The organism is Comamonas humi (assembly GCF_054782535.1).
On record NZ_BAAGSH010000004.1, the window covers coordinates 150056 to 173287 of the forward strand.

The 23232-nt window shown below is 67.2% G+C and carries 24 protein-coding genes; 17 read left to right on the forward strand and 7 right to left on the reverse strand.

What is annotated here, in order from left to right; translation table 11 throughout:
* Positions 1-19 precede the first annotated feature (19 nt).
* Positions 20-331, forward strand: coding sequence for a DUF2818 family protein (locus tag ACYVKR_RS03615; RefSeq protein ID WP_460479429.1), 312 nt, complete (start codon positions 20-22; stop codon positions 329-331).
* A 51-nt stretch (positions 332-382) separates the two neighbouring features.
* The gene (locus tag ACYVKR_RS03620) at positions 383-823 is read left to right on the forward strand and encodes a DUF1178 family protein (RefSeq protein WP_460479430.1); all 441 of its coding nucleotides are present in this window, start codon (positions 383-385) and stop codon (positions 821-823) included.
* A 6-nt stretch (positions 824-829) separates the two neighbouring features.
* On the opposite strand, the gene ACYVKR_RS03625 is transcribed toward ACYVKR_RS03620, so the two are convergent.
* The 3 genes from ACYVKR_RS03625 to ACYVKR_RS03635 form a co-directional block, all read right to left on the reverse strand.
* Positions 830-1540 carry a response regulator gene (locus tag ACYVKR_RS03625; RefSeq protein WP_460479431.1) on the reverse strand — a complete coding sequence of 237 codons (711 nt, stop codon included), beginning with the start codon at positions 1538-1540 and terminating at the stop codon, positions 830-832.
* Positions 1537-3012: an ATP-binding protein gene (locus tag ACYVKR_RS03630; protein WP_460479432.1), complete on the reverse strand. Its 1476-nt coding sequence runs from the start codon at positions 3010-3012 to the stop codon at positions 1537-1539. The genes ACYVKR_RS03625 and ACYVKR_RS03630 overlap by 4 nt, the downstream gene beginning before the upstream one ends.
* A 93-nt stretch (positions 3013-3105) precedes the next feature.
* Complete coding sequence (locus ACYVKR_RS03635) at positions 3106-3375, reverse strand: hypothetical protein (RefSeq protein ID WP_460479433.1); 270 nt, start codon at positions 3373-3375, stop codon at positions 3106-3108.
* 230 nt (positions 3376-3605) lie between these two features.
* Between ACYVKR_RS03635 and lgt the strand changes: the two genes are divergently transcribed.
* The 6 genes from lgt to ACYVKR_RS03665 all read left to right on the forward strand — a co-directional run bounded on the left by lgt (position 3606) and on the right by ACYVKR_RS03665 (position 10385).
* The gene (gene lgt / locus ACYVKR_RS03640) at positions 3606-4412 is read left to right on the forward strand and encodes a prolipoprotein diacylglyceryl transferase (protein ID WP_460479434.1); all 807 of its coding nucleotides are present in this window, start codon (positions 3606-3608) and stop codon (positions 4410-4412) included.
* 233 nt (positions 4413-4645) lie between these two features.
* Positions 4646-5311 carry a GntR family transcriptional regulator gene (locus ACYVKR_RS03645; RefSeq protein WP_460479435.1) on the forward strand — a complete coding sequence of 222 codons (666 nt, stop codon included), beginning with the start codon at positions 4646-4648 and terminating at the stop codon, positions 5309-5311.
* Complete coding sequence (locus ACYVKR_RS03650; protein WP_460479436.1) at positions 5311-6774, forward strand: malonyl-CoA decarboxylase; 1464 nt, start codon at positions 5311-5313, stop codon at positions 6772-6774. Before ACYVKR_RS03645 ends, ACYVKR_RS03650 begins: the two co-directional genes overlap by 1 nt.
* Before the next feature lie 179 nt (positions 6775-6953).
* Positions 6954-7964: a Bug family tripartite tricarboxylate transporter substrate binding protein gene (locus ACYVKR_RS03655; RefSeq protein WP_460479437.1), complete on the forward strand. Its 1011-nt coding sequence runs from the start codon at positions 6954-6956 to the stop codon at positions 7962-7964.
* 11 nt (positions 7965-7975) lie between these two features.
* Entirely contained in the window at positions 7976-8758 is a 783-nt protein-coding gene (locus ACYVKR_RS03660; RefSeq protein WP_460479438.1) for an enoyl-CoA hydratase/isomerase family protein, read from the forward strand.
* Between the two features lie 61 nt (positions 8759-8819).
* Positions 8820-10385, forward strand: coding sequence for a malonate--CoA ligase (locus ACYVKR_RS03665; RefSeq protein ID WP_460479439.1), 1566 nt, complete (start codon positions 8820-8822; stop codon positions 10383-10385).
* A gap of 53 nt (positions 10386-10438) precedes the next feature.
* Here the strand turns inward: ACYVKR_RS03665 and ACYVKR_RS03670 are convergent, their stop codons facing one another.
* From ACYVKR_RS03670 to ACYVKR_RS03680, 3 genes are all read right to left on the reverse strand, one after another.
* On the reverse strand, positions 10439-12010 hold the full coding sequence (locus ACYVKR_RS03670) for a hypothetical protein (protein ID WP_460479440.1): 1572 nt from the start codon (positions 12008-12010) through the stop codon (positions 10439-10441).
* Positions 12011-12055: 45 nt separating this feature from the next.
* Positions 12056-13714, reverse strand: coding sequence for a hypothetical protein (locus ACYVKR_RS03675; protein WP_460479441.1), 1659 nt, complete (start codon positions 13712-13714; stop codon positions 12056-12058).
* 162 nt (positions 13715-13876) lie between these two features.
* Complete coding sequence (locus tag ACYVKR_RS03680; RefSeq protein WP_460479442.1) at positions 13877-14320, reverse strand: universal stress protein; 444 nt, start codon at positions 14318-14320, stop codon at positions 13877-13879.
* Positions 14321-14491: 171 nt separating this feature from the next.
* Here ACYVKR_RS03680 and ACYVKR_RS03685 point away from each other — a divergent pair, with 171 nt between their 5' ends.
* From ACYVKR_RS03685 to ACYVKR_RS03725, 9 genes are all read left to right on the forward strand, one after another.
* On the forward strand, positions 14492-16852 hold the full coding sequence (locus ACYVKR_RS03685; protein ID WP_460479443.1) for a heavy metal translocating P-type ATPase: 2361 nt from the start codon (positions 14492-14494) through the stop codon (positions 16850-16852).
* Positions 16853-16880: 28 nt separating this feature from the next.
* A complete protein-coding gene (gene ccoS, locus ACYVKR_RS03690; protein WP_460479444.1) occupies positions 16881-17018 on the forward strand; it encodes a cbb3-type cytochrome oxidase assembly protein CcoS in 138 nt (45 codons plus the stop codon).
* A 63-nt stretch (positions 17019-17081) separates the two neighbouring features.
* A complete protein-coding gene (gene ccoN, locus ACYVKR_RS03695; RefSeq protein ID WP_460479445.1) occupies positions 17082-18545 on the forward strand; it encodes a cbb3-type cytochrome c oxidase subunit I in 1464 nt (487 codons plus the stop codon).
* A gap of 25 nt (positions 18546-18570) precedes the next feature.
* Positions 18571-19203 (forward strand): cbb3-type cytochrome c oxidase subunit II, encoded by a 633-nt coding sequence (gene ccoO, locus ACYVKR_RS03700; RefSeq protein ID WP_460479446.1) that lies wholly within the window; start codon positions 18571-18573, stop codon positions 19201-19203.
* An 11-nt stretch (positions 19204-19214) separates the two neighbouring features.
* Positions 19215-19382, forward strand: a complete 168-nt coding sequence (locus tag ACYVKR_RS03705) for a cbb3-type cytochrome oxidase subunit 3 (protein WP_460479447.1) — start codon at positions 19215-19217, stop codon at positions 19380-19382.
* The gene (gene ccoP / locus ACYVKR_RS03710) at positions 19379-20296 is read left to right on the forward strand and encodes a cytochrome c family protein (RefSeq protein WP_460479448.1); all 918 of its coding nucleotides are present in this window, start codon (positions 19379-19381) and stop codon (positions 20294-20296) included. Before ACYVKR_RS03705 ends, ccoP begins: the two co-directional genes overlap by 4 nt.
* A gap of 9 nt (positions 20297-20305) precedes the next feature.
* Positions 20306-21775, forward strand: a complete 1470-nt coding sequence (gene ccoG / locus ACYVKR_RS03715; protein WP_460479449.1) for a CcoG/RdxA/FixG family protein — start codon at positions 20306-20308, stop codon at positions 21773-21775.
* 34 nt (positions 21776-21809) lie between these two features.
* Positions 21810-22094: a FixH family protein gene (locus tag ACYVKR_RS03720; RefSeq protein WP_460479450.1), complete on the forward strand. Its 285-nt coding sequence runs from the start codon at positions 21810-21812 to the stop codon at positions 22092-22094.
* 25 nt (positions 22095-22119) lie between these two features.
* Positions 22120-22419 carry a hypothetical protein gene (locus tag ACYVKR_RS03725; RefSeq protein ID WP_460479451.1) on the forward strand — a complete coding sequence of 100 codons (300 nt, stop codon included), beginning with the start codon at positions 22120-22122 and terminating at the stop codon, positions 22417-22419.
* A gap of 46 nt (positions 22420-22465) precedes the next feature.
* Here ACYVKR_RS03725 and fnr read toward each other — a convergent pair whose 3' ends face one another.
* Positions 22466-23188, reverse strand: a complete 723-nt coding sequence (gene fnr / locus ACYVKR_RS03730) for an FNR family transcription factor (RefSeq protein ID WP_460479452.1) — start codon at positions 23186-23188, stop codon at positions 22466-22468.
* Between the last annotated feature and the right edge of the window lie 44 nt (positions 23189-23232).

A 23232-nucleotide genomic window follows, 5' to 3' on the forward strand; every position in this document is an offset into this window, starting at 1 on the left:
TGGCTAGCCTGTTCAAGCCATGACGGCATCTGTTTGGCTGGTGATCGTGCTGGCGCTGGTGGCGGCAAATCTGCCCTTCGTCAACCAGCGCTGGTTTGCCGTGGGGCCTATTCCGCGGCAGGGGGGCCACCGCAAGGCGCTTGCATGGCGCTTGCTGGAGCTGTTCGTGCTCTATGCGGTGGTTGGCCTGGTGGCCGGATTGCTGGAAGGGCGGCTCGGCCAGCGCAGTCCCCAGGGCTGGGAGTTCTATGCCATCACGGGAGCCCTGTTCGTGACCTTGGCGTTTCCCGGCTTCACTTACCAGTACCTGCTCCGCAGGTCCAGGCACTGAGCGGTAAGATATCCGGGTCAGGGCGCTTGGCCAGCGCCGGGGGCCGTGTTCATGAAAGTCTTCAACCTCGTCTGTCCGCTCCAGCATGTCTTCGAGGGCTGGTTTGCGTCCGAGGCGGATCTTGCAGACCAGCAGCAGCGCGGTCTGTTGACCTGTCCCATGTGCGGCGCAGGTGACATCACCAAGGGGCTGAGCGCACCCCGCCTGAACCTGAAGGGGCACAAGAACGCCCCGCCTCCAGAGCAGCCCATCACGGGCGAAACCCAGGAAATGGCCCGCCGATGGCTGGAATGGTCGCGCCAGGTGGTGGCCCATACCGACGACGTGGGGGCCGAGTTTGCCGAGCAGGCGCGCAAGATGCACCGCGGGGAGATGGACCAGCGGGCCATCCGCGGCACGCTGTCGGGGCAGGACTACGAATCCCTGTCCGACGAAGGGGTGGACGTGCTTCCCCTGTGGCTGCCGGAATCCGCCAAGCAAACCCTACAGTAGGCCCACTCAGGGCGCTGGCTCGTCGAAGACGAAGCCCACGCCATACACCGACCGGATGCAGTCGGTTTCTTCGCCCATCGCGGCCTTTAGTTTCTTGCGCAGATTCTTGACGTGGCTGTCGATCGCCCGGTCGCTCACGTCGAGGGCGTCGGCGTAAGCCAAGTCCAGTAGCTGGCTGCGAGAGTAGATCTTGCCCGGCTTGGCGCGCAGGATGCGCAGCAGCGTGAATTCGCGCCGGGTCAAGGCCAGCGGCTGGCCCTGCCAGCTGGCCTGGAAACTGTCCTCGTCCAGAGCCCAGCCGGTTGCGGTGCCGGTTGCCGCAGGCGGGGTTTCTGGCACCGCCGGCGTGGCCCGGCGCAGCACTGTCTTGACGCGGGCGACAAGTTCGCGCGGCGAGAAAGGCTTGCAGACATAGTCGTCTGCGCCCATTTCCAGGCCGATCAGCCGGTCCACTTCCTCGACCTTGGCCGTGACGCAGATCACCGGGCAGAGCCGGTCGCTGCTGCAGGCCTCCAGGATGGCGAGGCCGTGGGTGCCGGGCAGCATCAGGTCGAGGATGGCGAGATCGGGCGGATCAGCGCGCAGGGCCTCCAGGGCTTGGGTGCCGTCGGCGAAATGATCGACCTGGTAGCCGGCATGCCGGAGGTAGTCGACGATGACGGAGGCGATGTCGGCCTCGTCTTCGGCCAGGACAATGCGCAGGGTAGGGCGGGTCATGGTGGCGTGGAGATCAATGGCAGCCGGATGCAGATGCGCAGGCCGCCCAGGGGGGAATGCATGGCCAGGATTTCGCCGCCATGCGCTTGCACGATGCTGCGGCAGATCGCGAGGCCCAGCCCCGAGCCGCCGCTGGCGCGGCTGCGCGAGGCATCGGCGCGAAAGAAGCGTTCGAACAGCTGCGGCAATTGCTCACCGGTCACGCCCGGCGCCGTATCGTCGATGCAGATCTCCCAGGCAGCCCGGGTGCCGAAGTGGCCCGGAACCTGCCGGGAGTGCCACTCGACGCGGCCCCCCGCATCGGTATAGCGCGAGCTGTTCTCCAGGATGTTGGCAAAGACCTGGTGCAGTTGCTCCGGGCTGCCATGCACCGTGCCAGGCGCGATGCCGCGTTGCAGCTCAGAAGGCGAAGGCAGGGCGATGCCGCGCTGCTCATACCGCGCGCGCATGGCGTCGATGCTCTCAAGCACCAGTGCACGCATGTCGATGGCCGTGGATGCGTGCCGATCCTGCTCCAACGCCATTGAGGCCGGCTGCGCCTGCCCCAGGCTGGCACGCAGGTCGCTGACCAGGGCGGTCAGGCGCATGGTCTGCCCGTGGAGCCGGTTGGCGGTCTGGGCATCGAAGCTGCGGATGCCGTCCTGCAAGGCCTCGATCTCGGCGCGCATCGCGGCCAGCGGGGTGCGCAGCTCATGGGCCACCTGGCTCAGCCAGTCGGCCTGCTGCGCCTGCGCGTGCTGCAGTTGCTCGGCCATGTGGTTGTACTGCCGGGTGAGTTGCGCGAGTTCGTCGCTGCCCCGCACCGGAATGCGATGGTCCAGCTGCCCGGCGGCAAACGAGCGCGCTCCGGCGGACAGGGCATCGATGGGCTGCATCCAGCGGCGGCTCAGCCACCAGGTCAGCCCCATCGCCACCAGCAGGCCCAACACTCCGGCTGCGAACAGGAAGACGAGATGCTCGCGCAGGAAGGCGCTGTCGATCTGGGTTCGCAGGTAGGGCGGCGGCCGCAGCAGCAGCGTGCCGATCAGGCGGTGCTCGGCATCCAGCAGCGGATTGACGGCGCTGCCCGGGGCCATGGCCACGCCCGCAATGAGCGTGCCGTTCTTGTCCAGCAGGCCCAGGCGCTCCTGGATCGGATGGCGCTCGATGGGACGCGGCTGCTCGCTCTGGCTGGGGCCGATCGTGGCCCTGCGGGGCTCTGCCGGCGTGCTCGCCGTGCCGCGGCTCCTGCCCGCCGTGACCAGTTGCTGCCAGCGCTCCGGGGTGAGGGTGCTCCAGTCCTGCTGGGTCGCATACTCGCGCCGCAACTGGCCTTCGAGGTATTCCAGGCGGCCCAGTTCGATCTGGGCCACATAGGGGCCCAGGCCTCTTTGCAGGCTCCAGTACGAGAAAACGCCGAAACCCAGCAGCAGACCCAGCAGCAGCCAGGTGAGCGCGAGGAAAACGCGGGTGCGTAGACGCAGCGATGACATGCGCGGACGAGGGACAGATTTCAATAACCTACCCGCTGGCCGGACGACATGGAGCATTCAGGAGACAGCGGTGAGCGTGGAGCGGATCAACGTTTAGCGGGGGCCGATCGACGCCCGGGGCAGGGGGACGGCGACGAGTGTACCGTTTTGCTTGCGGCAGACGGCATCGGCGGGCTTGCCGTCCTTGGCGGCCAGCTGGACCTTCGCACCTTCCTTGCGTTTGGCGCACGCGGCCACCGCTTCGGGCGCGGGCTGGGCAGCGGGGCTGGCGGCCGTTGCGGCGTGGCCGCGGCCGGCGAACAGCATGGCGGCGCTGAGTGCGAGGGTGCCCAGGAACGCGTGGGAATAGATGGTGCGGTGCATGCAATGTCCTCCGATGGTGCTTTTGGTATTCGGGTGGCATCGCCGCCCTCGTGGTGAGCGGCGATGCCGGTACAGGAAGAAATTCACTGGAGTGTGTTTTCGCTGCCTGAGCCTTCACTGTAGTAATCAATTGAGGAGGAACTTGGGCCTGTGGCGCCGCGAATGTTTCCGTATGCTGCACTGCACGTAAAGGACCAGTGGTTAGGATGAACTCGGGCACAATGCCGGGCATGTTGATGTATCCCCACATTGATCCGGTGGCCGTCCAGATCGGGCCGCTTGCCGTGCACTGGTATGGCCTGACCTATCTGGCGGCCTTCGGCCTGTTCATGCTGATGGGCATCCGGCGCCTGCGGCACCAGCCTTTTGCCTCGGTGGTCGACCCGGCGCCTTGGACGCGCAAGGATGTCGAGGACATCCTGTTCTACGGCGTGCTCGGCGTGATCGTTGGCGGGCGGCTGGGCTACTGCCTGTTCTACAAGCCGGGGTTCTACCTCACCCATCCGCTGGAGATTTTCGCGGTGTGGCAGGGCGGCATGAGCTTCCACGGCGGCCTATTGGGTGTGATCGTCGCGATGGTGCTGTTCGCCCGCGGCCGCCGGCGCCCCTGGCTGCAGGTGGCAGACTTTGTGGCACCCTGCATTCCGCTGGGCCTGGCGGCCGGTCGTGTCGGCAATTTCATCAACGGTGAACTGTGGGGCCGCTTTTCTTCGATGGACCTGCCCTGGGGCATGGTGTTTCCGCAAAGCGGCTCGATGATGCCGCGCCATCCGTCGCAGGTCTACCAGTTCCTGCTGGAAGGGCTGCTGCTCTTCGTCGTGCTGTGGCTGTATGCCCGCAAGCCGCGCGGCCAGGGGCAGGTGGCCGGCGTGTTCCTGATCGGCTATGGCGTGCTGCGTTTCGTGGCCGAGTATTTCCGCGAGCCCGACGACTTCCTGGGCCTGCTGTCGCTGGGCCTGAGCATGGGCCAGTGGCTTTGCGTGCCGATGGTGATTGCCGGCGTGTACCTGTGGCACCGGGGCCGGCCGGCAGCGTAGCGCGGCCTTCGCTTTCCTCAGCAAGAGCATGCCCCGGCATGCTCTTTTTTTATCTGTTTGTGACCGGCGATCGGCGGATGACCGCAGGGAGCGCCTTTGGCGGGCGTGCTACCGATTGGTACAAACACCAGCACGGGATTTCAAATAATTTTCCATAATTATGCGTAAGAATGCAGAATAACCCGTTCTAAACGAGCCTTTGTTTTCCCGTTCCTGCGGGGCAAGGAGTTGCCGTGACCGTGTCGATCCAGCCATTGCACAACGAAGCCGCCGCGCAGCTGCGCGAGCTGATCTTCGGCGGCGGCCTGCGTCCCGGGCAGTTTCTCGACGAGAAGGCGCTGTGCGACCAGCTGGCCGTGTCGCGCACGCCGCTGCGCGAGGCCCTGAAAATCCTGGTGGCCGAAGGGCTGCTGCGCCACGAGCCGCGGCGCGGCTGCTTTGTCGAGGAGATCACCGAGCGCGACCTCGACGAGATCTTTCCCGTGATCGCGCTGCTGGAAGGGCGCGCGGCCTACGAGGCCGCCAGCAAGATGACCGCCGCCGACCGGGCCGTGCTCGACGTGATGCACGAGCAGTTGGCCCAGCACGCCGAGGCGGGCGACATCGAGGCCTACTACCGGATGAACCACCAGATCCACGAGGCCTTCATCACCCTGGCCAACAACCGCTGGCTGGCGCAGACCATCGCCGACCTGCGCCGCATCCTGCGCCTGGCGCGGCTGCAGCAGCTCAGCGCGCCGGGGCGCCTGGTGCACAGCCTGCGCGAGCACCAGGAAATCTATGCCGCCGTGTGCGGCGGCAGCCCCGAGGCTGCCGAGTCCGCCATGCGCAACCACCTGCTGCAGCAGCGCCGGGCGCTGCAGCGCATGACTTCGTTGACCCTGTCGAGGATGGCCTGATGACTGAAACCACCACCCCTACCGCTTCCTGGCTGGACCGCAGCTCCGCGCTGCTCCGATCCGTGGGTATCAACACCGAGCGCGGCAAGCCCAGGAAGGCCGATGCCCAGGCCGAGCCCGAGCGCTCCACCGCCGAGCGGCTCAAGGCCACGCTGCGCCGTGGCGCCGAGGCCCTGTCGCCGCGCGAGCTGCGCCGCCTGCTGGCCGACATGCAGGCCGCCAGCGCCAGCGAACTGAGCGACGTGGAGGGCGGCCGCCTGGCCGAGCAGCTGATGCAGTGGTATGCCGCGGCCAAGGCGCCCGAGCGCCAGGACTTCTGGCTGCTGATGTGCGAGCAGTTTGTGCCCGACGTGGAGAAGATCCGCTCGGCGCGGCAGAAGTACGAGCAGGCGCTGGGCACGGCCGATGCCGGCGCCGCCGAGCGCCAGCTGCGCCAGACGCTGGCCACGCCGCGCACCCGGCTGCTGCAGCGCTTTGCGGTGCCGGCCCAGGGCATGCGCTTCCTGCTTGACCTGCGGGCCGAGCTGCTGCCGCAGCTCAAGGGCGACAAGCGCCTGCTGGCGCTCGATGCCGAGCTGGAGTACCTGTTCTCCGGCTGGTTCGACGTGGCCTTTCTCGAACTCAAGCGCCTGTCGTGGGACTCGCCGGCCTCGCTGCTCGAAAAGCTCATCAAGTACGAGGCGGTGCACGACATCCGCAGCTGGTCCGACCTGAAGAACCGCCTGGATAGCGACCGCCGCTGCTACGGCTTCTTCCACCCGCGCCTGCCCACCGAGCCGCTGATCTTCGTCGAGGTGGCGCTGGTCGACAAGATGTCCGACAGCATCACGCCGCTGCTCGACGAGTCGGCCGCGGACGCCGACCTGGCGCGCGCCACGACGGCCATCTTCTACTCGATCAGCAACACCCAGGCGGGCCTGCGTGGCGTGAGCTTTGGCGACTCGCTCATCAAGCACGTGGTCGACACGCTGCTGCAAGACTTTCCCAAGCTGCGCCAGTTCGCCACGCTGTCGCCGATCCCGGGTTTCCGCAGCTGGCTGGGCAAGAACAGCGCCAGCGTGTGGGAAGGCATGGACAAGCGCCGCAAGGAAGAGCTGGCCAAGGCGCTGGGCAAGCCCGAGGCCACCCCGGCTGACTGGCTCGCGGCGGCCGACGCGGCGCTGACGCTGCCGGCCGATGCACCCGTCAGCCGGGCGCTGCTGCACGCGGCGGCGCAGTACCTGGGGCGGGGCTTGGACAGCGGCCGGCCGCTCGATGCGGTGGCGCGCTTCCACCTGGGCAACGGCGCCCGGGTCGAGCGGCTGAACTGGGCGGGCGATCCGTCGCCCAAGGGCATGAAGCAGTCGTTCGGCATGATGGTCAACTACCTCTATGACCTCAAGCGCCTGGACAAGCACCGCGCACAGCTGGCGCAGGGAAAGATTCCGGTATCGTCGGCGATCGAGACATTGCTCAAGCCGTGATGGATATGCAAAAAAGATAGCTGCTGGCGCTTGTCAATATTGAGTTTCAGATAGAAAAATATATAAAACCATTGAGAGTCAAGCGCAAGCAGCTCATTTTTTGATAACAAGAGGTCCGCGATTCCCTGCCGGCGCCGCATGCATGAGCGGCACGGCGCATTACAACCAAGGAGACCAGCATGCACCCATCCATACTGCCGCAGCGCGGCCGCAGGCGTTTTCTCACCCAGGCAGCCGCAGGCGCGGGCGCGGCGCTGGCCGCCCCCTGGGCCTGGGCCGACGCGGCCCACGACTGGCCCGCCAAGCCCGTGACCTGGATCGTGCCGTTTCCCGCGGGGGGCGGCACCGATGCGTTCGCCCGGCCGCTGTCCGCGCAATTCGCCAAGACTACGGGCAAGACCCTGGTCATCGACAACCGCGGCGGCGCCGGCGGCACGCTGGGTGCCAGCGTCGCGGCGCGCCAGCCGGCGGACGGCTACTACTTCTTCATGGGCGGCACGCACCATGTGATCGCGCCCTCGGTCTACCCCAAGCTCGACTACGACATCGAGAAGGACCTGCTGCCGCTGGCGATGCTGGCCAAGGTGCCGCAGGTGATCGTCATCAACCCGAAGAAGATCAAGGCCGCCAGCTTCCAGGAGCTGCTGGCGCAGATCCGCGCCAACCCCGGCAAGCTCACCTACGCATCGGCCGGCCCCGGCAGCAGCCACCACCTGGCGGGCGAGCTGTTCAAGATCCAGACCAAGACCGACATCCTGCACGTGCCCTACAAGGGCGCCGGCCCGGCGCTGCAGGGCCTGATCGCCGGCGAGGTGGACATGCTCTTCGACGGTCTGGGCTCGTCCGCCGCGCACATCGCCGCGGGGCGCATCAAGGCGCTGCTGGTGGCGGGCGCGCAGCGCAACCCCGCGCTGCCCGACGTGCCCTGCGCCGCCGACGTGGGGCTGCCCGACTACAACGTCGCCACCTGGTACGGCCTGTGGGCCATCAAGGGCACGCCACAGCCCATCCAGAACCGCATGCTCGACGAGGTGCGCAAGCTGGGCGAATCGCCCGACATCCGCTCCGTCTGGGCCAAGAACGGCGCCGAGTACGGCAGCATGACGCAGCCGCAGTTCGCCGCCTTCGTGCACGACGAGGTGCGCCGCTGGGCCCAGGTGGTCAAGGCCGCCAACGTCAAGATCGAATAGAAGGAATCCCCATGGCAGGACAGGTGCTCGCCATGCCGCTCGAAGGCGAAGGCATGGCCCAGGTGCTGCGCGTGGTGCTGCGCCACCCGGGCCGGCTCAACGCCATGTCGCGCGCGATGTGGCGCGAGCTGCGCTCTGTTTTCGAGAGCGCGCAGCGCAGGCAGGATCTGCGCTGCGTGCTGATCGAAGGCGATGGCGAGGCCTTCTGCGCCGGCGGCGACATCTCCGAGTACCCGGCGTTCCGCTTCACGCCCGAGGGCCTGGCCGCATTCCACGACGGCGAGGTCTGGCCCGCGCTGCAGGCCATGCTCGACTGCGACGTGCCGCTGGTCGCCCACATCCGCGGCGCCTGCATGGGCGCGGGCGTGGAGATCGCCAGCTGCTGCGACCTGCGCCTGGCTGCCGACGATGCCCGCTTTGGCGCACCCATCGCCAAACTGGGCTTTCCGATGGCGCCGCGCGAGGCCGCGCTGGTGGCGCGCGCCGTCGGCGACATGAAGGTGCGGCAGATGCTGCTCGAAGCCGCCGTGTTCTCGGCGGGCGAGATGGCGCAGGCCGGCTTTCTGAGCCGGGTGCTGCCGGCGGCCGAGCTGGCCGCCGACGTGCTCGCTACCGTGCGGCGCGTGGCCCGGCTCGCCCCCGGCGCCGCGCGGCTCAACAAGCGCACCTTGCGTGCGCTGGGGCAGGGCGCAGTGGACGATCCCGTGTTGCGCGAACCCTACGCCTATGCCGATTCGGCCGAGCACCATGAGGGTATTACCGCTTTCCTGGACAAGCGCGCGCCGCGATTCTGAGCGCTGGTCCGACTCCCATCCGTTTTTTCCTAGTGCATTCCGTTCTCCAGGCCTTTCCACCATGACCAACCAGAACCTGTTTTGCGCGCTGCGCGCCGCCTTTCCCGCCGATCTCGACCAGATCGCCATCGAAACCACCTCGCCCCGCGGCGAGGCGCTGCACTACAGCTGGCGCGACCTCGACCGCGCCAGCGCCCGCATCGCCAACCTGCTGGACGGGCTGAAGCTGCCGGCCGGCAGCCGCATCGCCGTGCAGGTCGAGAAATCGGTCGAGGCGCTGGCGCTGTATCTGGCGACGCTGCGCGCGGGCTACGTCTTCCTGCCGCTGAACACCGCCTACCAGAGCGCCGAGATCGAGTACTTCGTCGGCAACGCCGAGCCGGCCGTCGTGGTGTGCACGCCCGAGAACTTCGGCTGGGTGTCGAAGATCGCTTTCTCCAGCGGCACGCAGAACGTGTTCACGCTCGGCGACGACCGCAACGGCAGCCTGCTCGAACGCGCCGTGCACTGCAGCGACGACCACGAGCCCGCCGTGCGCGCGGCCGACGACATCGCCGCCATCCTCTACACCAGCGGCACCACCGGCCGCAGCAAGGGCGCCATGCTCACGCACGGCAACCTGCTGTCCAACGCCGTCGTGCTCAAGGACTACTGGGGTTGGCAGCAGGGCGACGTCTTGATCCACGCGCTGCCAATCTTCCACGTGCACGGGCTGTTCGTCGCCATCCACGGTGCGCTCATCAACGGCAGCAAGATGATCTGGTTCGCCAGGTTCGACCCCAAGGCCGCCATCGCCGCCATGGAGCGCGCCACCGTCTTCATGGGCGTGCCCACGCTCTACGTGCGCATGCTGGGCGAGAACGCGCTGACCAAGGAGGCCGTGCGCCACATGCGATTGTTCATCTCGGGCTCGGCGCCGCTCCTGATCGAGACCTTCCGCGAATGGCAGCAGCGCACCGGCCACACCATCCTCGAGCGCTACGGCATGAGCGAGACCATCATGCTCACGTCCAACCCCTACCAGGCCGATGCGCGCTTCGGCGGCCAGGACGAGCGCCGCGGCGGCACCGTCGGCTTTGCGCTGCCGGGCGTGGGCGTGCGCGTGCTGGGCGACGACGGCCAGCCCGTGCCGGCCGGCGAGATCGGCAACATCCAGGTGCAGGGCCCGAACGTGTTCCAGGGCTACTGGCGCATGCCCGAGAAGACGGCCGAGGAGTTCACCGCCGATGAACAGGGCGGCCGGTGGTTCAAGACCGGCGACGTGGGCAAGATCGACGAGCGCGGCTACGCCACCATCGTCGGCCGCAGCAAGGACCTGATCATCTCCGGCGGCTACAACGTCTACCCGGCCGAGATCGAGGGCTACATCAACGACATGCCCGGCGTGGCCGAGAGTGCGCTGGTCGGCGTGCCGCACCCGGACTTCGGCGAGGTCGGCGTGGCCGTGGTCATCGCCAAGCCTGGCACGCAGCTCGACGGCGAGCAGATCGTGGCCCAGCTCAAGAGCCAGCTGGCCAACTTCAAGATCCCCAAGCGTTGCTTCGTCGCCACCGAACTGCCGCGCAACACCATGGGCAAGGTGCAGAAGAATTTGCTGCGCGACCAGTACAAGGGGCTGTTTGCGTAGGCGAGGCTGGTGCCGATGCCTTGAAGAAAGAGAGGCCTTGGCCTCTCTTTTTTTTAGGGTTGCTGAGGTAGCGGAATATTGCCCAGGCCCAGCAGGTTGCCGTGGCGGTCGCGGATCTGCATGGTGCTTGCGCTGCGGTTATTGGTTTGCTGTACAAAGCCGCTCTTCCAGACCTCGGCGCGGTCCTCCCGCCGCCATTCACAGACCGCTGGCTGGGGCCAGAAACCTTCCTGAGGCTGGCGCCTGCATTGCACAGAGCCGTCTTCGCTGGCTGCTGCATCGCCCAGGTCGCGGCTCAGCGTAACGAAGCGGGTTTCCCTCCATGGCTTGGTTTGGTCCGGGCCTTCAAACGCCAGCATCCACTGTCCAAGCAAGCCTTGGTGGCTGGTGGTATCAGGCTCCAGCGCCAGACGCTGCATGCGCTGGGACAGCTCGCCGGGGAGCTGCACCATGCCAGCCACGCGTTGTGCAACCAGGCGCTGCTGATCGGACACAGCAAACTGTAACTGCAGCTGGCCCGTTGGCTCCACAGCCTGGGCCGTACGCTGCGGTCCGCCAAAATAGCGGCCATCCGCATACCGGATGAGTTCCATCGTAGTGGCGACACCTGCGTACTCGCCGCTGCCCATGTGGAAGCTGGGGCGGCCATCGGCCAGGTAGTTGAAAACCTGGACAATCGCCAGGCCGTTCTGCACATCGATAGCCAAGCCGCGCCCTGGTTTGCCCGTGAGCTCATCTGCGACGATCCAGGTGCCGCTGGACGGCGTGATGAGCGGGGGCTGCTTGCAGCCGCTGGGCCCAGTCTGTACATAGATCTGCTGGTAGTTCAGGCATTCCGGTATGCCAACGCCGCCGGCGTAGATGGCCATGCCCATCAGGACATAGCGGCGGAGGGTTGCACCGTCGTGCACCTCGATCTGGCCCTGCACATCGGCACCCACGACGCGCAACTGAGCCGAAGCTACCCAAGCGCTGCCGTCCTCGGGCGCCTGCCCCTCGCAGGTGTAGGCCTCCAGTTGGGGCAGCTCCGTGCAGTCCAGTCGCTGGGAGCTGTATTTGCCGGTTATCCGAGACAGGCCCAATTGTCCGGGACTCAGCATGGCGTCCCAGGCGATGGCCGCTTGCCCGGCTTCGTCCAGGCCGACGGCTTTGAGTCGTCGTCCTGTCTTGCGTGGTGATAGCTCGTCAGTCACGAACTGCGGGCTCATCGCAATGAACCGCTCCATCGCCACCGGCTCTTCGCCCGGAAACTGCACTGTCCCGTGCAGCCCATTCGCAAAGCTCACGGTCACCGCGCCGGGCGAGCCATCCTCCACTGCATCACGGGCCTCGCCGCCGAAAGAGCGTCCGCCTCGGTAGCGCACTAGCGGCGTGGTCACGGTATTGCCGTCCATCTGTCCCAGTGCGGTGTGGAAGGTGGCATCGCCGTTCTTTTCGTAGCCGAAGACCTGCATGAACAGGGTATTGCCCTGCACATCGATGGCCAGGCCGCGGCCGGGCTTGCCGTCGAGTTCGCTGCTGACCACCCAGGTGCCGGCCTGGGGTGTGAAATCGCGTGCAGCCAGCACGGAGGCCGGGGCGCAGAGGCAGAGGGCGGCGAGAGCGAGGCTGGAGAGTCTTTTCATGGGCATGGATGCGTTGAAGAGCACATAGGGCGAAGCCGGAAATCACTAAGGCAGTGGCACATTGCCGAGACCGACCAGATTGCCGTGGCGGTCGCGCACGCGCACGGCTTGCATGACGTTGGAAAGGGGCAGGTTGTCGGCCTGCAGCCCTGGAATGACTGCCCCGGAGACCCCGGGCTCTCGATACCATTGGCATTGAATGAAAACTGAAGACGATCCGGAGCCTGGCCTGCATTGCACGGAGCCATCGTCATTGCTCACGAAGTCTTCTCCAGTCTGGGTCAGGTTCACAAAGGGTGGTGCATCTGGCGCCTCGCCCAACCAACGGAACAGCCAAACTCCCTTCAGACGCTCTTGCCAGCTCCCACCGTCCAGCACCAGGCGGCGGATCGGCTTTGGAGCTTCGCCGGGAAACTGGAGCAAGGGTAGGAGCGTGCGGTCCTCTGGATTTGGGGCGAGTCGCAACGTGCCAGCCTCTTCGGTTTCGTGCGCCGACTGCGCCGGGCCGCCAAACCAGCGGCCGCCTTCATAGTGCTGCAAGGCCAGGTTCGCGCTGGACCACAGATAGTTCGAGGCGCTGCCCATGTGGAAGGTGGGTCTTCCATTAGGCAGGTAGTTGAACACCTGGGCAATCACCGTGGTGTCCTGCACGTCCAGGCCAATGCCCCGCCCCGGCTTGCCGGTCAGCTCATCCGCCACCACCCAGGTGCCATTGTTGGGCATGAACGAAATAGTTGATTTCGGACATGGTGTGATGCACGCTCCGGGGAGTATGAAATTCAGGTGGTATTGGAAATGCCGGTAATAACGATCACTCGTCAGGTAGGCATCCAGATAGACGTTCACGCCGCCAATGCGAAACTCCTGGGCTGGCCGGGTTTCGCTCGGCATTGTGTAGGCCAGCCCATGTATGTCTGCGCCCACGCGGCGGAACACCACCTTGTCAAATACATTCTGCTGCGGAGCATCGGGCTTGGCCGTGCATTCCAGCGCGTCGTTGGCGTGCGGTACGCATCGCATGGTTTGCGTCGTGGTTTGCTGCGGTGAGCTAGGTTCCAGCATCTGCCCTGTGAGCCACAACTCGATATCGTCCCGTATCGGCAATCCATCAGCGGAGGCCTGTACCTTGGGCCACCAGCGGCTCACAGTCGCCATCCATTCTCCTGCAGGATTGCCCGCTGCATCTAGCAGATACCAGCGCTGTAGGCGCCGCTGCCCGATCTGGGCGGTCGGCGCCAGCGGGGCCTTATAGTCGAAAATCCGTGGCAAATCATGGTCGATGTCCGGCACGGCAAAGCGCTGGATCGCCACCGCCTCCTCACCCGGAAACTGCACCGTCCCCTGCAGCCCATTGGCAAAACTCACGGTCACCGTGCCGGGCGAGCCATCCTCCACCGCATCGCGGGCCTCGCTGCCGAAGGAGCGTCCGCCACGGTAGCGCACCAACGGGGCGGTCACGGTATTGCCATCCATCTGTCCCAGTGCGGTGTGGAAGGTCGCGTCGCCGTTCTTTTCGTAGCCGAAGACCTGCATGAACAGGGTATTGCCCTGCACGTCAATGGCCAGGCCGCGGCCGGGCTTGCCGTCGAGTTCGCTGCTGACCACCCAGGTGCCGGCCTGGGGGGTGAAATCGCGCGCGGCCAGCACGGAGGCCGGGGCGCAGAGGCAGAGGGTGGCGAGGGCGAGGCTGGAGAGTCTTTTCATGGATGCATCGAGGCACGATTTGCGATCGATGAATGCTATATGTATTTACGTAAACCAACCGTGGTGCCGATAGCGCATCTGTATGAAGGAAAACCCTAGGGTCGGGGCAAGGGACGAAAAAAGAGAGGCCACGGCCTCTCTTTTTCTATGGGTTGCGAGCGATCAGCGCAGTACCAGCACCGGCAGCTTGGCGTGCGTCAGCACGTGCTGGGTTTCGCTGCCCAGCAGCAGGCGCTTGAGGCCTCGGTAGCCGTGCGAGGCCATGACGACCAGGTCGCAGTGCTCGCGCTCGGCCACCTGCAGGATGGCCTCGGCGACGAAGTCCGACTGCTCGACCATCGGCGTCACGGCCACCTGCATCTCCGCCCCGCGGGGCACGACCTTGTCCACCACCTTCTGCGACTCGGCGCGCCATTCGGCCTCGATGCGGTGGATCTCGTCGGGCCCCTGCGTCATGCCGCCTTCGTAGTAGCTGCGCGGGTAGTGCGGCGCGACCTTCAGCGCCGTCACCTTGGCTCCGCAGAGCTTGGCCAGCGCCAGGCCGTGCTGCACGGCGCGCTCCGACAGGTCGGAGCCGTCGGTGGCGATCAGGATGTGGTTGTACATGGCACTCTCCTTTCTTGGGGGGAACAGGAAGCGGGCGGCACCGGGGCGCTGCCGGCAGGGATACCTTACTTGTAACCGCCTCGCCGTGCTTCCAATGTAAGAAAAGACGCACTCCCAGTGGTTTGATACAGGTCAAGACCTGCTGCATTCAGGCGGGCTACCCTGCCTGGCATGCAGACTCAGCCTTCCCTTGCCCCACCGGAGCCCCGCGGCGCCCTGCTGCTGGATGATCCGCAGGAGTGGCCGGGCTTTGGCCGCTGCCTGGACGGGTCCACGCAGCGCTGGGAGTCGCATGTGGTGCTGGGCGGCATGTGGTGTGCGGCCTGCGCGCTGACCATCGAGGCGGCGCTGCGGGCGGTGCCCGGCGTGGTGTCGGCCGAGGTCAGCGCCGCGGCCGAGCGCGCCCGCATCGTCTGGGATGCGCGCCAGACCTTGCCCTCGCGCTGGATGGCCGCCATCGAGGCCGCGGGCTACCGCGCGCAGCCGGCCATGGACGCCGCCGTGCGCGAGGTGCGCCGGCGCGAGCTGCGCCAGTCGCTGTGGCGCTGGCTGGTGGCGGGCTTTTGCATGATGCAGGTGATGATGTACGCATGGCCGGCCTACGTGGCCGCGCCCGGCGACCTCAGCGCCGAGATGGAGTCGCTGCTGCGCTGGGCCTCGTGGGTGATCTCGCTGCCGGTGGTGCTGTTCGCCTGCGGGCCGTTCTTTCGCGGCGCGTGGCGCGACCTGCGCCAGCGCCGCATCGGCATGGATCTGCCGGTGGCGCTGGGCATGGGCATCACCTTCGCGGTCAGCACGCTGGGCACCTTCGATCCGGACGGCATCTTCGGCGGCGAGGTGTACTTCGACTCGCTCACCATGTTCGTGTTCTTCCTGCTGTCGGGGCGGCTGCTGGAGCAGCGCCTGCGGCACCGCAACCTGGGGCTGCTGGAGCAGGCGTTGAACCGCCTGCCCGACAGCGCCTTGCGCGTGCAGGCGGATGGCTCGGCCCAGGCCGTGGCCGTGCGCGAACTGCGCGTGGGCGATGTGATCCGCGTGCTGCCGGGCGAGTGCTTCGCGGCCGACGGCACCGTGCTGCGCGGCGCCTCGGAGGCGGATGAATCGCTGCTCACCGGCGAGTCCACCGCCATTGCCAAGGGCGAGGGCGACGCGGTGGTGGCGGGCAGCTGCAACGGCAGCGCACCGCTCGAGGTGCGCGTGGAGCGGCTGGGCGAGCAGACCATCCATGCCGGCATGGTGGCGCTGATGCGCGCGGCCGCCACGCAAAAGCCCGATGTGGTGCGCCTGGCCGACCGCGTGGCGCGGCCCTTTCTGTGGGGCGTGCTGCTGTGTGCCGCGGCCACGCTGCTGTGGTGGCGGGACGAGCCGGCACGCGCCTGGATGGCCGCCGTGGCCGTGCTGATCGTGACCTGCCCCTGCGCGCTGTCGCTGGCAGCGCCGGTGTCGCTGCTGACGGCGGCGGGCGCCGCGGCGCGCAACGGCGTGCTGGTGCGGCGCCTGCAGGCGCTGGAGGCCCTGGCCGGCGTGGACACGGTGGTGTTCGACAAGACCGGCACGCTGACCAGTGGCACGTTGCAGTTGCAGCAGGTGCAGCTACGGCAGGCCGGGGCGCTGCAGCAGGCGCAGGTGGTGCAGCTGGCGGCCCTGCTGGCGCGGTACTCGCGGCACCCGGCGGCGGGCGCGCTGGCGGCAGTGGCGCTACCCGACGCGCCCACCGGCTGGCAGTTGAGCGAGGTGCAGGAGCACATCGGCCAGGGGCTGCAGGCCGTGGCGCTGGAGCTGTCGGCCGCTGGCGAGTCCGTGGCCGCGTGGGAGGTGCGGCTGGGCTCGGCCGCCTTCACCGGGCAGGCCGGCGAGACGGCCCGCCTGGTGCTGGCCGCCCGGCGCCGCGGCGCGAAGCTCTGGCAGGCCTGGGCCTGCTTCGAGCTGGGCGAGACGCCGCGGCTGCAGGCCCGCACCGTGGTGCAGGCCCTGCAGGCGCAGGGCATCGAGGTCTGGCTGCTGTCGGGCGACCGCGAGGCCGCGGTGTGGCAGCTGGCGAACGAGCTGGGCATTGCGCATGCGTGTGGGCGCTGCTCACCCGATACCAAGCTCGCGCTGCTGCAGGACCTGCAGCGCCAGGGCCGGCGCGTGGCCATGGTGGGCGATGGGCTGAACGACGGACCGGTGCTGGCCGGCGCCGATGTGTCGTTCGCCATGGGCAGTGCCGTGCCGCTGGCCCAGGCGCAGGCCGACGTGGCCGTGCCCGGCGGCGACCTGCGGCAGGTGCTGCACACCTTTGCCCAGGCGCGCCGCGCGCTGCGCATCGTGCGCGAGAACCTGGCCTGGGCGCTGCTCTACAACGCGGTCTGCGTGCCGCTGGCCATTGCCGGCTGGATGCCGGCGTGGCTCGCGGGCCTGGGCATGGCGCTGAGCTCGCTGCTGGTGGTGGGCAATGCGGCGCGGCTGGCGCGCTGGCCGCGTGTGCCAGAGGATTCAATGCCAAATACGGCTCCAGCGCTCATCCAGCAAGCGCAGGCAGCTCCTTATTGAATAGCAATCTACGAAGGAAGGGCAGGCGATGGACATCCTGTATCTGCTGATCCCGCTGTCGGTGGTGCTGGTGCTGCTGGTGGTGGCGGCGCTGTGGTGGGCCGTGTACCGCGGCCAGTTCGAGAGCGTGGACCAGGAGGCGGAGCGCATTCTCCAGGAGCCTTGATGTGCGTCAAGGCCGCCGCGGGGCGTTTGTTTGACACTGATTGCAACATCTACGAGGACTACGATGATTGCGACAGATACCCAAGCAGCTGCTGCCGCGCAAGCACCGGCCGCGCATTATGACGACACCGTGGTGCGGCAGTTCACGATCATGGCCGTGGTGTGGGGCGTGGTCGGCATGGCGGTGGGCGTGTTCATCGCCGCGCAGCTGGCATGGCCGGAGCTGGGCTTCGGCATTCCCTGGCTGAGCTACGGGCGCCTGCGGCCGCTGCACACCAATGCGGTGATCTTTGCCTTTGGCGGCTGCGGGCTGTTCGCCACCAGCTACTACGTGGTGCAGCGCACCTGCCAGACGAAGCTGTTCTGCCCCCGGCTGGCCAGCTTCACCTTCTGGGCCTGGCAGGCCGTGATCGTGGCGGCGGCCATCAGCCTGCCGCTGGGCTACACCTCGGGCAAGGAATACGCCGAGCTCGAGTGGCCCATCGACATCCTGATCGCGCTCACCTGGGTGGCCTACGCCATCGTGTTCTTCGGCACCGTGGGCATCCGCAAGGTGCGGCACATCTACGTGGCCAACTGGTTCTTCGGCGCCTTCATCATCGCGGTGGCGCTGCTGCACATCGTCAACAGCGCGGCCATCCCGGCGAGCTGGATGAAGAGCTACTCGGCCTACGCCGGCGTGCAGGACGCGATGGTGCAGTGGTGGTACGGCCACAACGCCGTGGGCTTCTACCTGACCACCGCCTTCCTCGGGATGATGTACTACTTCATCCCCAAGCAGGCCGGCCGCCCGGTGTACAGCTACCGCCTGTCCATCGTGCACTTCTGGGCGCTGATCTTCACCTACATGTGGGCCGGCCCGCACCACCTGCACTACACGGCGCTGCCGGACTGGACGCAGTCGGTCGGCATGGTGTTCTCGCTGATCCTGCTGGCGCCGAGCTGGGGCGGCATGATCAACGGCATGATGACCCTGTCGGGCGCCTGGCACAAGCTGCGCGACGACCCGATCCTGCGCTTCCTGATCGTCTCGCTGTCGTTCTACGGCATGGCCACCTTCGAGGGGCCGATGATGTCGATCAAGACCGTCAACGCGCTCTCGCACTACACCGACTGGACCATCGGCCACGTGCACGCCGGCGCGCTCGGCTGGGTGGGGCTGATCACCATGGGCTCGCTGTACTACCTGGTGCCGCGCCTGTTCGGCCGCGAGAAGATGCACTCGGTGCCGGCCATCGAGCTGCACTTCTGGCTCTCCACCGTGGGCATCGTGCTGTACATCGCCGCGATGTGGATCGCCGGCGTGATGCAGGGCCTGATGTGGCGCGACGTGAACCCCGACGGCACGCTGGCCTACACCTTCGTCGAGAGCGTCAAGGCCACCTATCCGTTCTACGTGGTGCGCGTCACCGGCGGCCTGCTGTACCTCATCGGCATGCTGGTCATGGCCTGGAACGTCTGGATGACGGCGATCTCCGGCCGCTCGGTGCGGGTGCCGGTTCCCTCCACGCAGGCCGTGCAGGCCTGAGTCCCCCGAAAGCAAAGGTTCATCCATGGCGCACAACAACGCAAACAGCGCTGGCGGCTTCACCCACGAGAGGGTGGAGACCAGCAACTTCCTGATGATCGTGCTGATCCTGCTGGTGGTGGCGATCGGCGGGCTGGTGGAGATCGTTCCGCTGTACTTCCAGAAGTCCACCACCGAGCCGGTGGCGGGCCTCAAGCCCTACACCGCCACGCAGCTGATGGGGCGCGACGTCTACATCCGCGAAGGCTGCTACAACTGCCACTCGCAGATGATTCGGCCCTTCCGCGCCGAGACGCTGCGCTACGGCCACTACTCGGTGGCGGGCGAGTTCGTCTACGACCACCCGTTCCAGTGGGGCTCCAAGCGCACCGGGCCCGATCTGCACCGCGTGGGCGGCAAGTACAGCGACGAGTGGCACCGCATCCACCTGCTGAACCCGCGCGACCTGGTGCCCGAATCCAACATGCCGGCCTATCCCTGGCTGGCCACGGCCCAGCTCGATCCCGCCGAGGTGCAGCCGCGCATGCGCGCGCTGCGCAAGGTGGGCGTGCCCTACAGCGACGAGGAGATCGCCGCCGCGCCGGCAGACGTCAAGGGCAAGACCGACCTGGATGCGCTGATCGCGTACCTGCAGGTCATGGGCCGGGCGCTGAAGTAAGGAGGCCCGCCATGGACATCACCACGATGCGCATCGTCGCCACGCTGGCCTCGTTCGCCTGCTTCCTCGGCATCGCCGCCTGGGCCTACGCCGGCCGCAACCGCGCACGCTTCGAGCAGGACGCGCTGCTGCCCTTCCAGGATGGCGAGACCGCACAACCCCAACGAGAACTGCCATGAGCGATTTCGCAAGCAACTTCTGGTCGCTTTACGTGACCGTCATCACCGTCGTGGGCATCGCCGCCTGCCTGCTGCTGCTCATCATCACCTCGCGCAAGAAGGTGCAGGCCACGGCGGACAACACCACCGGCCACGTCTGGGACGGCGACCTGACCGAGATGAACAACCCCATGCCGCGCTGGTGGATGTGGCTGTTCGTGCTGACCATCGTCTTCGGCGCGGGCTACCTGGCGCTGTACCCGGGCCTGGGCAGCTTCGCCGGCCAGAAGGGCTGGACCTCGGCGCAGCGCTACCAGCTCGAGGTGGAGCAGGCCGCGAAGGAGCTGGCCCCCGTCTACGCCCGCTTCGACGGCATGGCGCCCGAGGCGCTGGCCAAGGACGCGCAGGCCATGGCCATCGGCGAACGCCTGTTCATGAACAACTGCGCGCAGTGCCATGGGTCGGACGCGCGCGGCAGCAAGGGCTTCCCGAACCTGAGCGACGGCGACTGGCTGTACGGCGGCTCGCCCGACAAGATCCACGAGACCATCACCAAGGGCCGCACCGGTGCTATGCCGCCGATGGCCGCGGCCGTGGGCTCGTCCGAGGACGTGCGCAACCTCGCGCAGTACGTGCTCAGCCTCTCGGGCAGCCCGCACGACTCGCTGCGCGCCAGCCTGGGCAAGTCCAAGTTCACCGCCTGCGCGGCCTGCCACGGCATGGACGGCAAGGGCAACCAGGCCCTGGGCGCGCCCAATTTGAGTGACGACATCTGGTTGCACGGCTGGGGCGAGGCGGCGATCGTCGCCATGGTCAACAACGGCAAGACCAACCAGATGCCCGCGCAGGAGGACAAGCTCACCGAGCAGCAGATCAACGTGCTCACCGCCTATGTCTGGGGCCTGTCGAACGCCTCGGCCGCGGCGGCGAAGTAAGGCCGGGCCATGAGCAGTTCCGAGCGCCCCGGCCAGCCCGCCGGCAAGAAGGTGATCCCCATCGTGGCCGCGCCCGCGGCCGCCGGGGAGGGCGACGCCGCCTCGGTGTCGCTGTACGAGGCGCACCAGAAGATCTACCCGCGCTCCATCCGCGGCCTGTTCTCGCGCTGGCGCTGGGCGATGGTGTGGCTCACTCAACTGGTGTTCTACGGCCTGCCGTGGCTGTCCTGGGGCGAGCGGCAGATGGTGCTGTTCGACCTGGGCGCGCGGCGCTTCTACCTCTTCGGGCTGGTGCTGTACCCGCAGGACTTCATCTACCTCACCGGGCTGCTGGTCATCAGCGCGCTGTCGCTGTTCCTCTTCACCGCGGTGGCGGGGCGGCTGTGGTGCGGCTTTGCCTGCCCGCAGACGGTGTACACCGAGATCTTCCTGTGGATCGAAAAGGTGGTCGAGGGCGACCGCAGCGCGCGCCTGCGGCTGGACCAGGGCAGCTGGACTGTCGAGAAGCTGCGCAAGAAGGCGCTCAAGCAGGCGCTGTGGATCGCCATCGCGCTGTGGACGGGCTTCAGCTTTGTCGGCTACTTCGTGCCCATCCGCACGCTGGCGGCCGAGCTGATGGCGCTGCAGGGCTCGTGGCAACTGTTCTGGGTGGGCTTCTACGGCTTCGCCACCTACGGCAATGCGGGCTTTCTGCGCGAGCAGGTGTGCAAGTACATGTGCCCGTACGCGCGCTTTCAGAGCGCGATGTTCGACAAGGACACGCTCATCGTGACCTACGACCCGCAGCGCGGCGAGCGCCGCGGCCCGCGCGCCAAGGGCGTGGACTACCGCGCCCAGGGCCTGGGCGACTGCATCGACTGCAAGCTCTGCGTGCAGGTCTGCCCCACCGGCATCGATATCCGTGACGGCCTGCAGTACGAGTGCATAGGCTGCGGCCTGTGCGTGGACGCCTGCAACACCGTGATGGACAAGCTGCAGTACCCGCGCGGCCTGATCCGCTTCGCCACGCAGAACGCGGTGGCTCAGGGCTGGGCCCGGGCGCGCATGCTGCGCCGGGTGCTGCGCCCGCGCGTGCTGGTCTACGGCGCGGTGCTGCTGGCGCTGTCGGTGGCCATGGTGGCCAGCCTCTATGTGCGCACGCCGCTGAAGGTGGATGTGGTGCGCGACCGCGCATCGCTTGCGCGCATCGTGGCCGGCGGCCAGTTGGAGAACGTCTACCGCCTGCAGATCATGAACGCCACCGAGGCGCCGCGCAGCTACCGCATCACGGCCGGCGGCCTGCCGGGGCTGGCCGTGGCCTCGGAGCCGGTGGTGACCGTGGAGCCGGCCCAGGCCCGCTGGGTGGCCGTGCGGCTGCAGCTGCCGCACGAGAGCTGGGGCAGCCAGGAAGCCGGCTCGCACCCCATCCATTTCGACATCCAGGCCGAGGAGAACGACGAGCGGGTACGAGAGAAGTCCATCTTCCTCGTACCCCGCTGAGCGAGCCCCGCCGCCATTCCCGAAGGAGGTAACGATGAACCGCAATGCAACGCAACCCGCACCCACGCCGGAGGCCGGCAAACCCTGGTGGAAGTTCCTCTCCGTCTGGCTGCTGCTGTCCGGCCCCGCGCTGGTGGTGGTGGCCGGCGTGGCCACGGCCTGGATCGCGGCCCGCGGGCAGGACCCGGTGATCGACGACAACTACTACCAGAACGGCCTGAACATCAACCAGCGCCTCGCGCAGCCGCAGAAAAGCCTGGCGCCGGCGCTGAAGGCCCGCAACCACGCGGCCACGCCGGCGGCCGACCAGCCCAAATAGAGCCCGATAGCCAAGGAGTACGAAGATGCTGCTGCAACGATGGATGTGGATCGCCTGGCCGGCATTCCTGCTGGCCGGCGTGCAGGAAATGCTGGTCTTCGCGGTCATCGATCCGCATGACCTGACCTGGGCCGGCGAGCCGCTGCCGCTGTCGCGCACCGGCATCTACACCGTGGCGTTCTTCGTGTTCTGGGCGCTGATGACGGCGGCCACCGCGATGACCACGCTGCTGTCGCTGTCGCCGTTCGAGATCAACCGCTGCCCGGTGCCGGTGCAGGGACGGCCCGATGCCTGTCGCGGTGATTCTGAAGGAAAATGTGGCTGAAGCGATTGTGCATCAAGCGCTGATAGCTATGAAAACAGGAGTTCGCTCAGTGGCAGGCGGTCTGGTTGTTGACCAGGCCCTTGAGCTTGTCGGCGTCGACGATGCGCACATGCCGCTGGCGGACCTCGATGATGCCGTCGTCGGCGAACTTCGAGAAGGTGCGGCTCACGGTCTCGAGCTTCAGGCCCAGGTAGCTGCCGATCTCCTCGCGCGTCATGCGCAGCACCAGCTCGGTCTGCGAGAAGCCGCGGGCGTGCAGGCGCTGCACCAGGTTCAGCAGGAAGGCCGCCAGCCGCTCCTCGGCGCGCATGCTGCCCAGCAGCAGCATCACGCCGTGCTCGCGCACGATCTCGCGGCTCATGATCTTGTGCACGTGGTGCTGCAGCGCATTCACCTCACGCGACAGCTCCTCCAGCCGCTCGTAGGGCATCACGCAGACCTCGGCGTCCTCCAGCGCGATCGCGTCGCAGGAGTGGCGGTCGTTGACGATGCCGTCCAGGCCCATGATCTCGCCGGCCATCTGGAAGCCCGTGACCTGGTCGCGCCCGTCCTCGGTCGTCACGCAGGTCTTGAAGAAGCCGGTGCGGATGGCGTAGAGCGACGTGAATGCCTCGCCGTTGGCAAACAGCGTGCCGCCGCGCTTGAGCTTGCGCCGCGTGGCCACGACCTCGTCCAGGCGCTGCATCTGCTCATTCGACAGGCCCACGGGCATGCACAGCTCGCGCAGGTTGCAGTTGGAGCAGGCGACTTTGATGGCGTTGGTGGACATGCAAGGGTTCCGTTGGCGTGGCATTCAGCTCCGTCGGCGTGTGG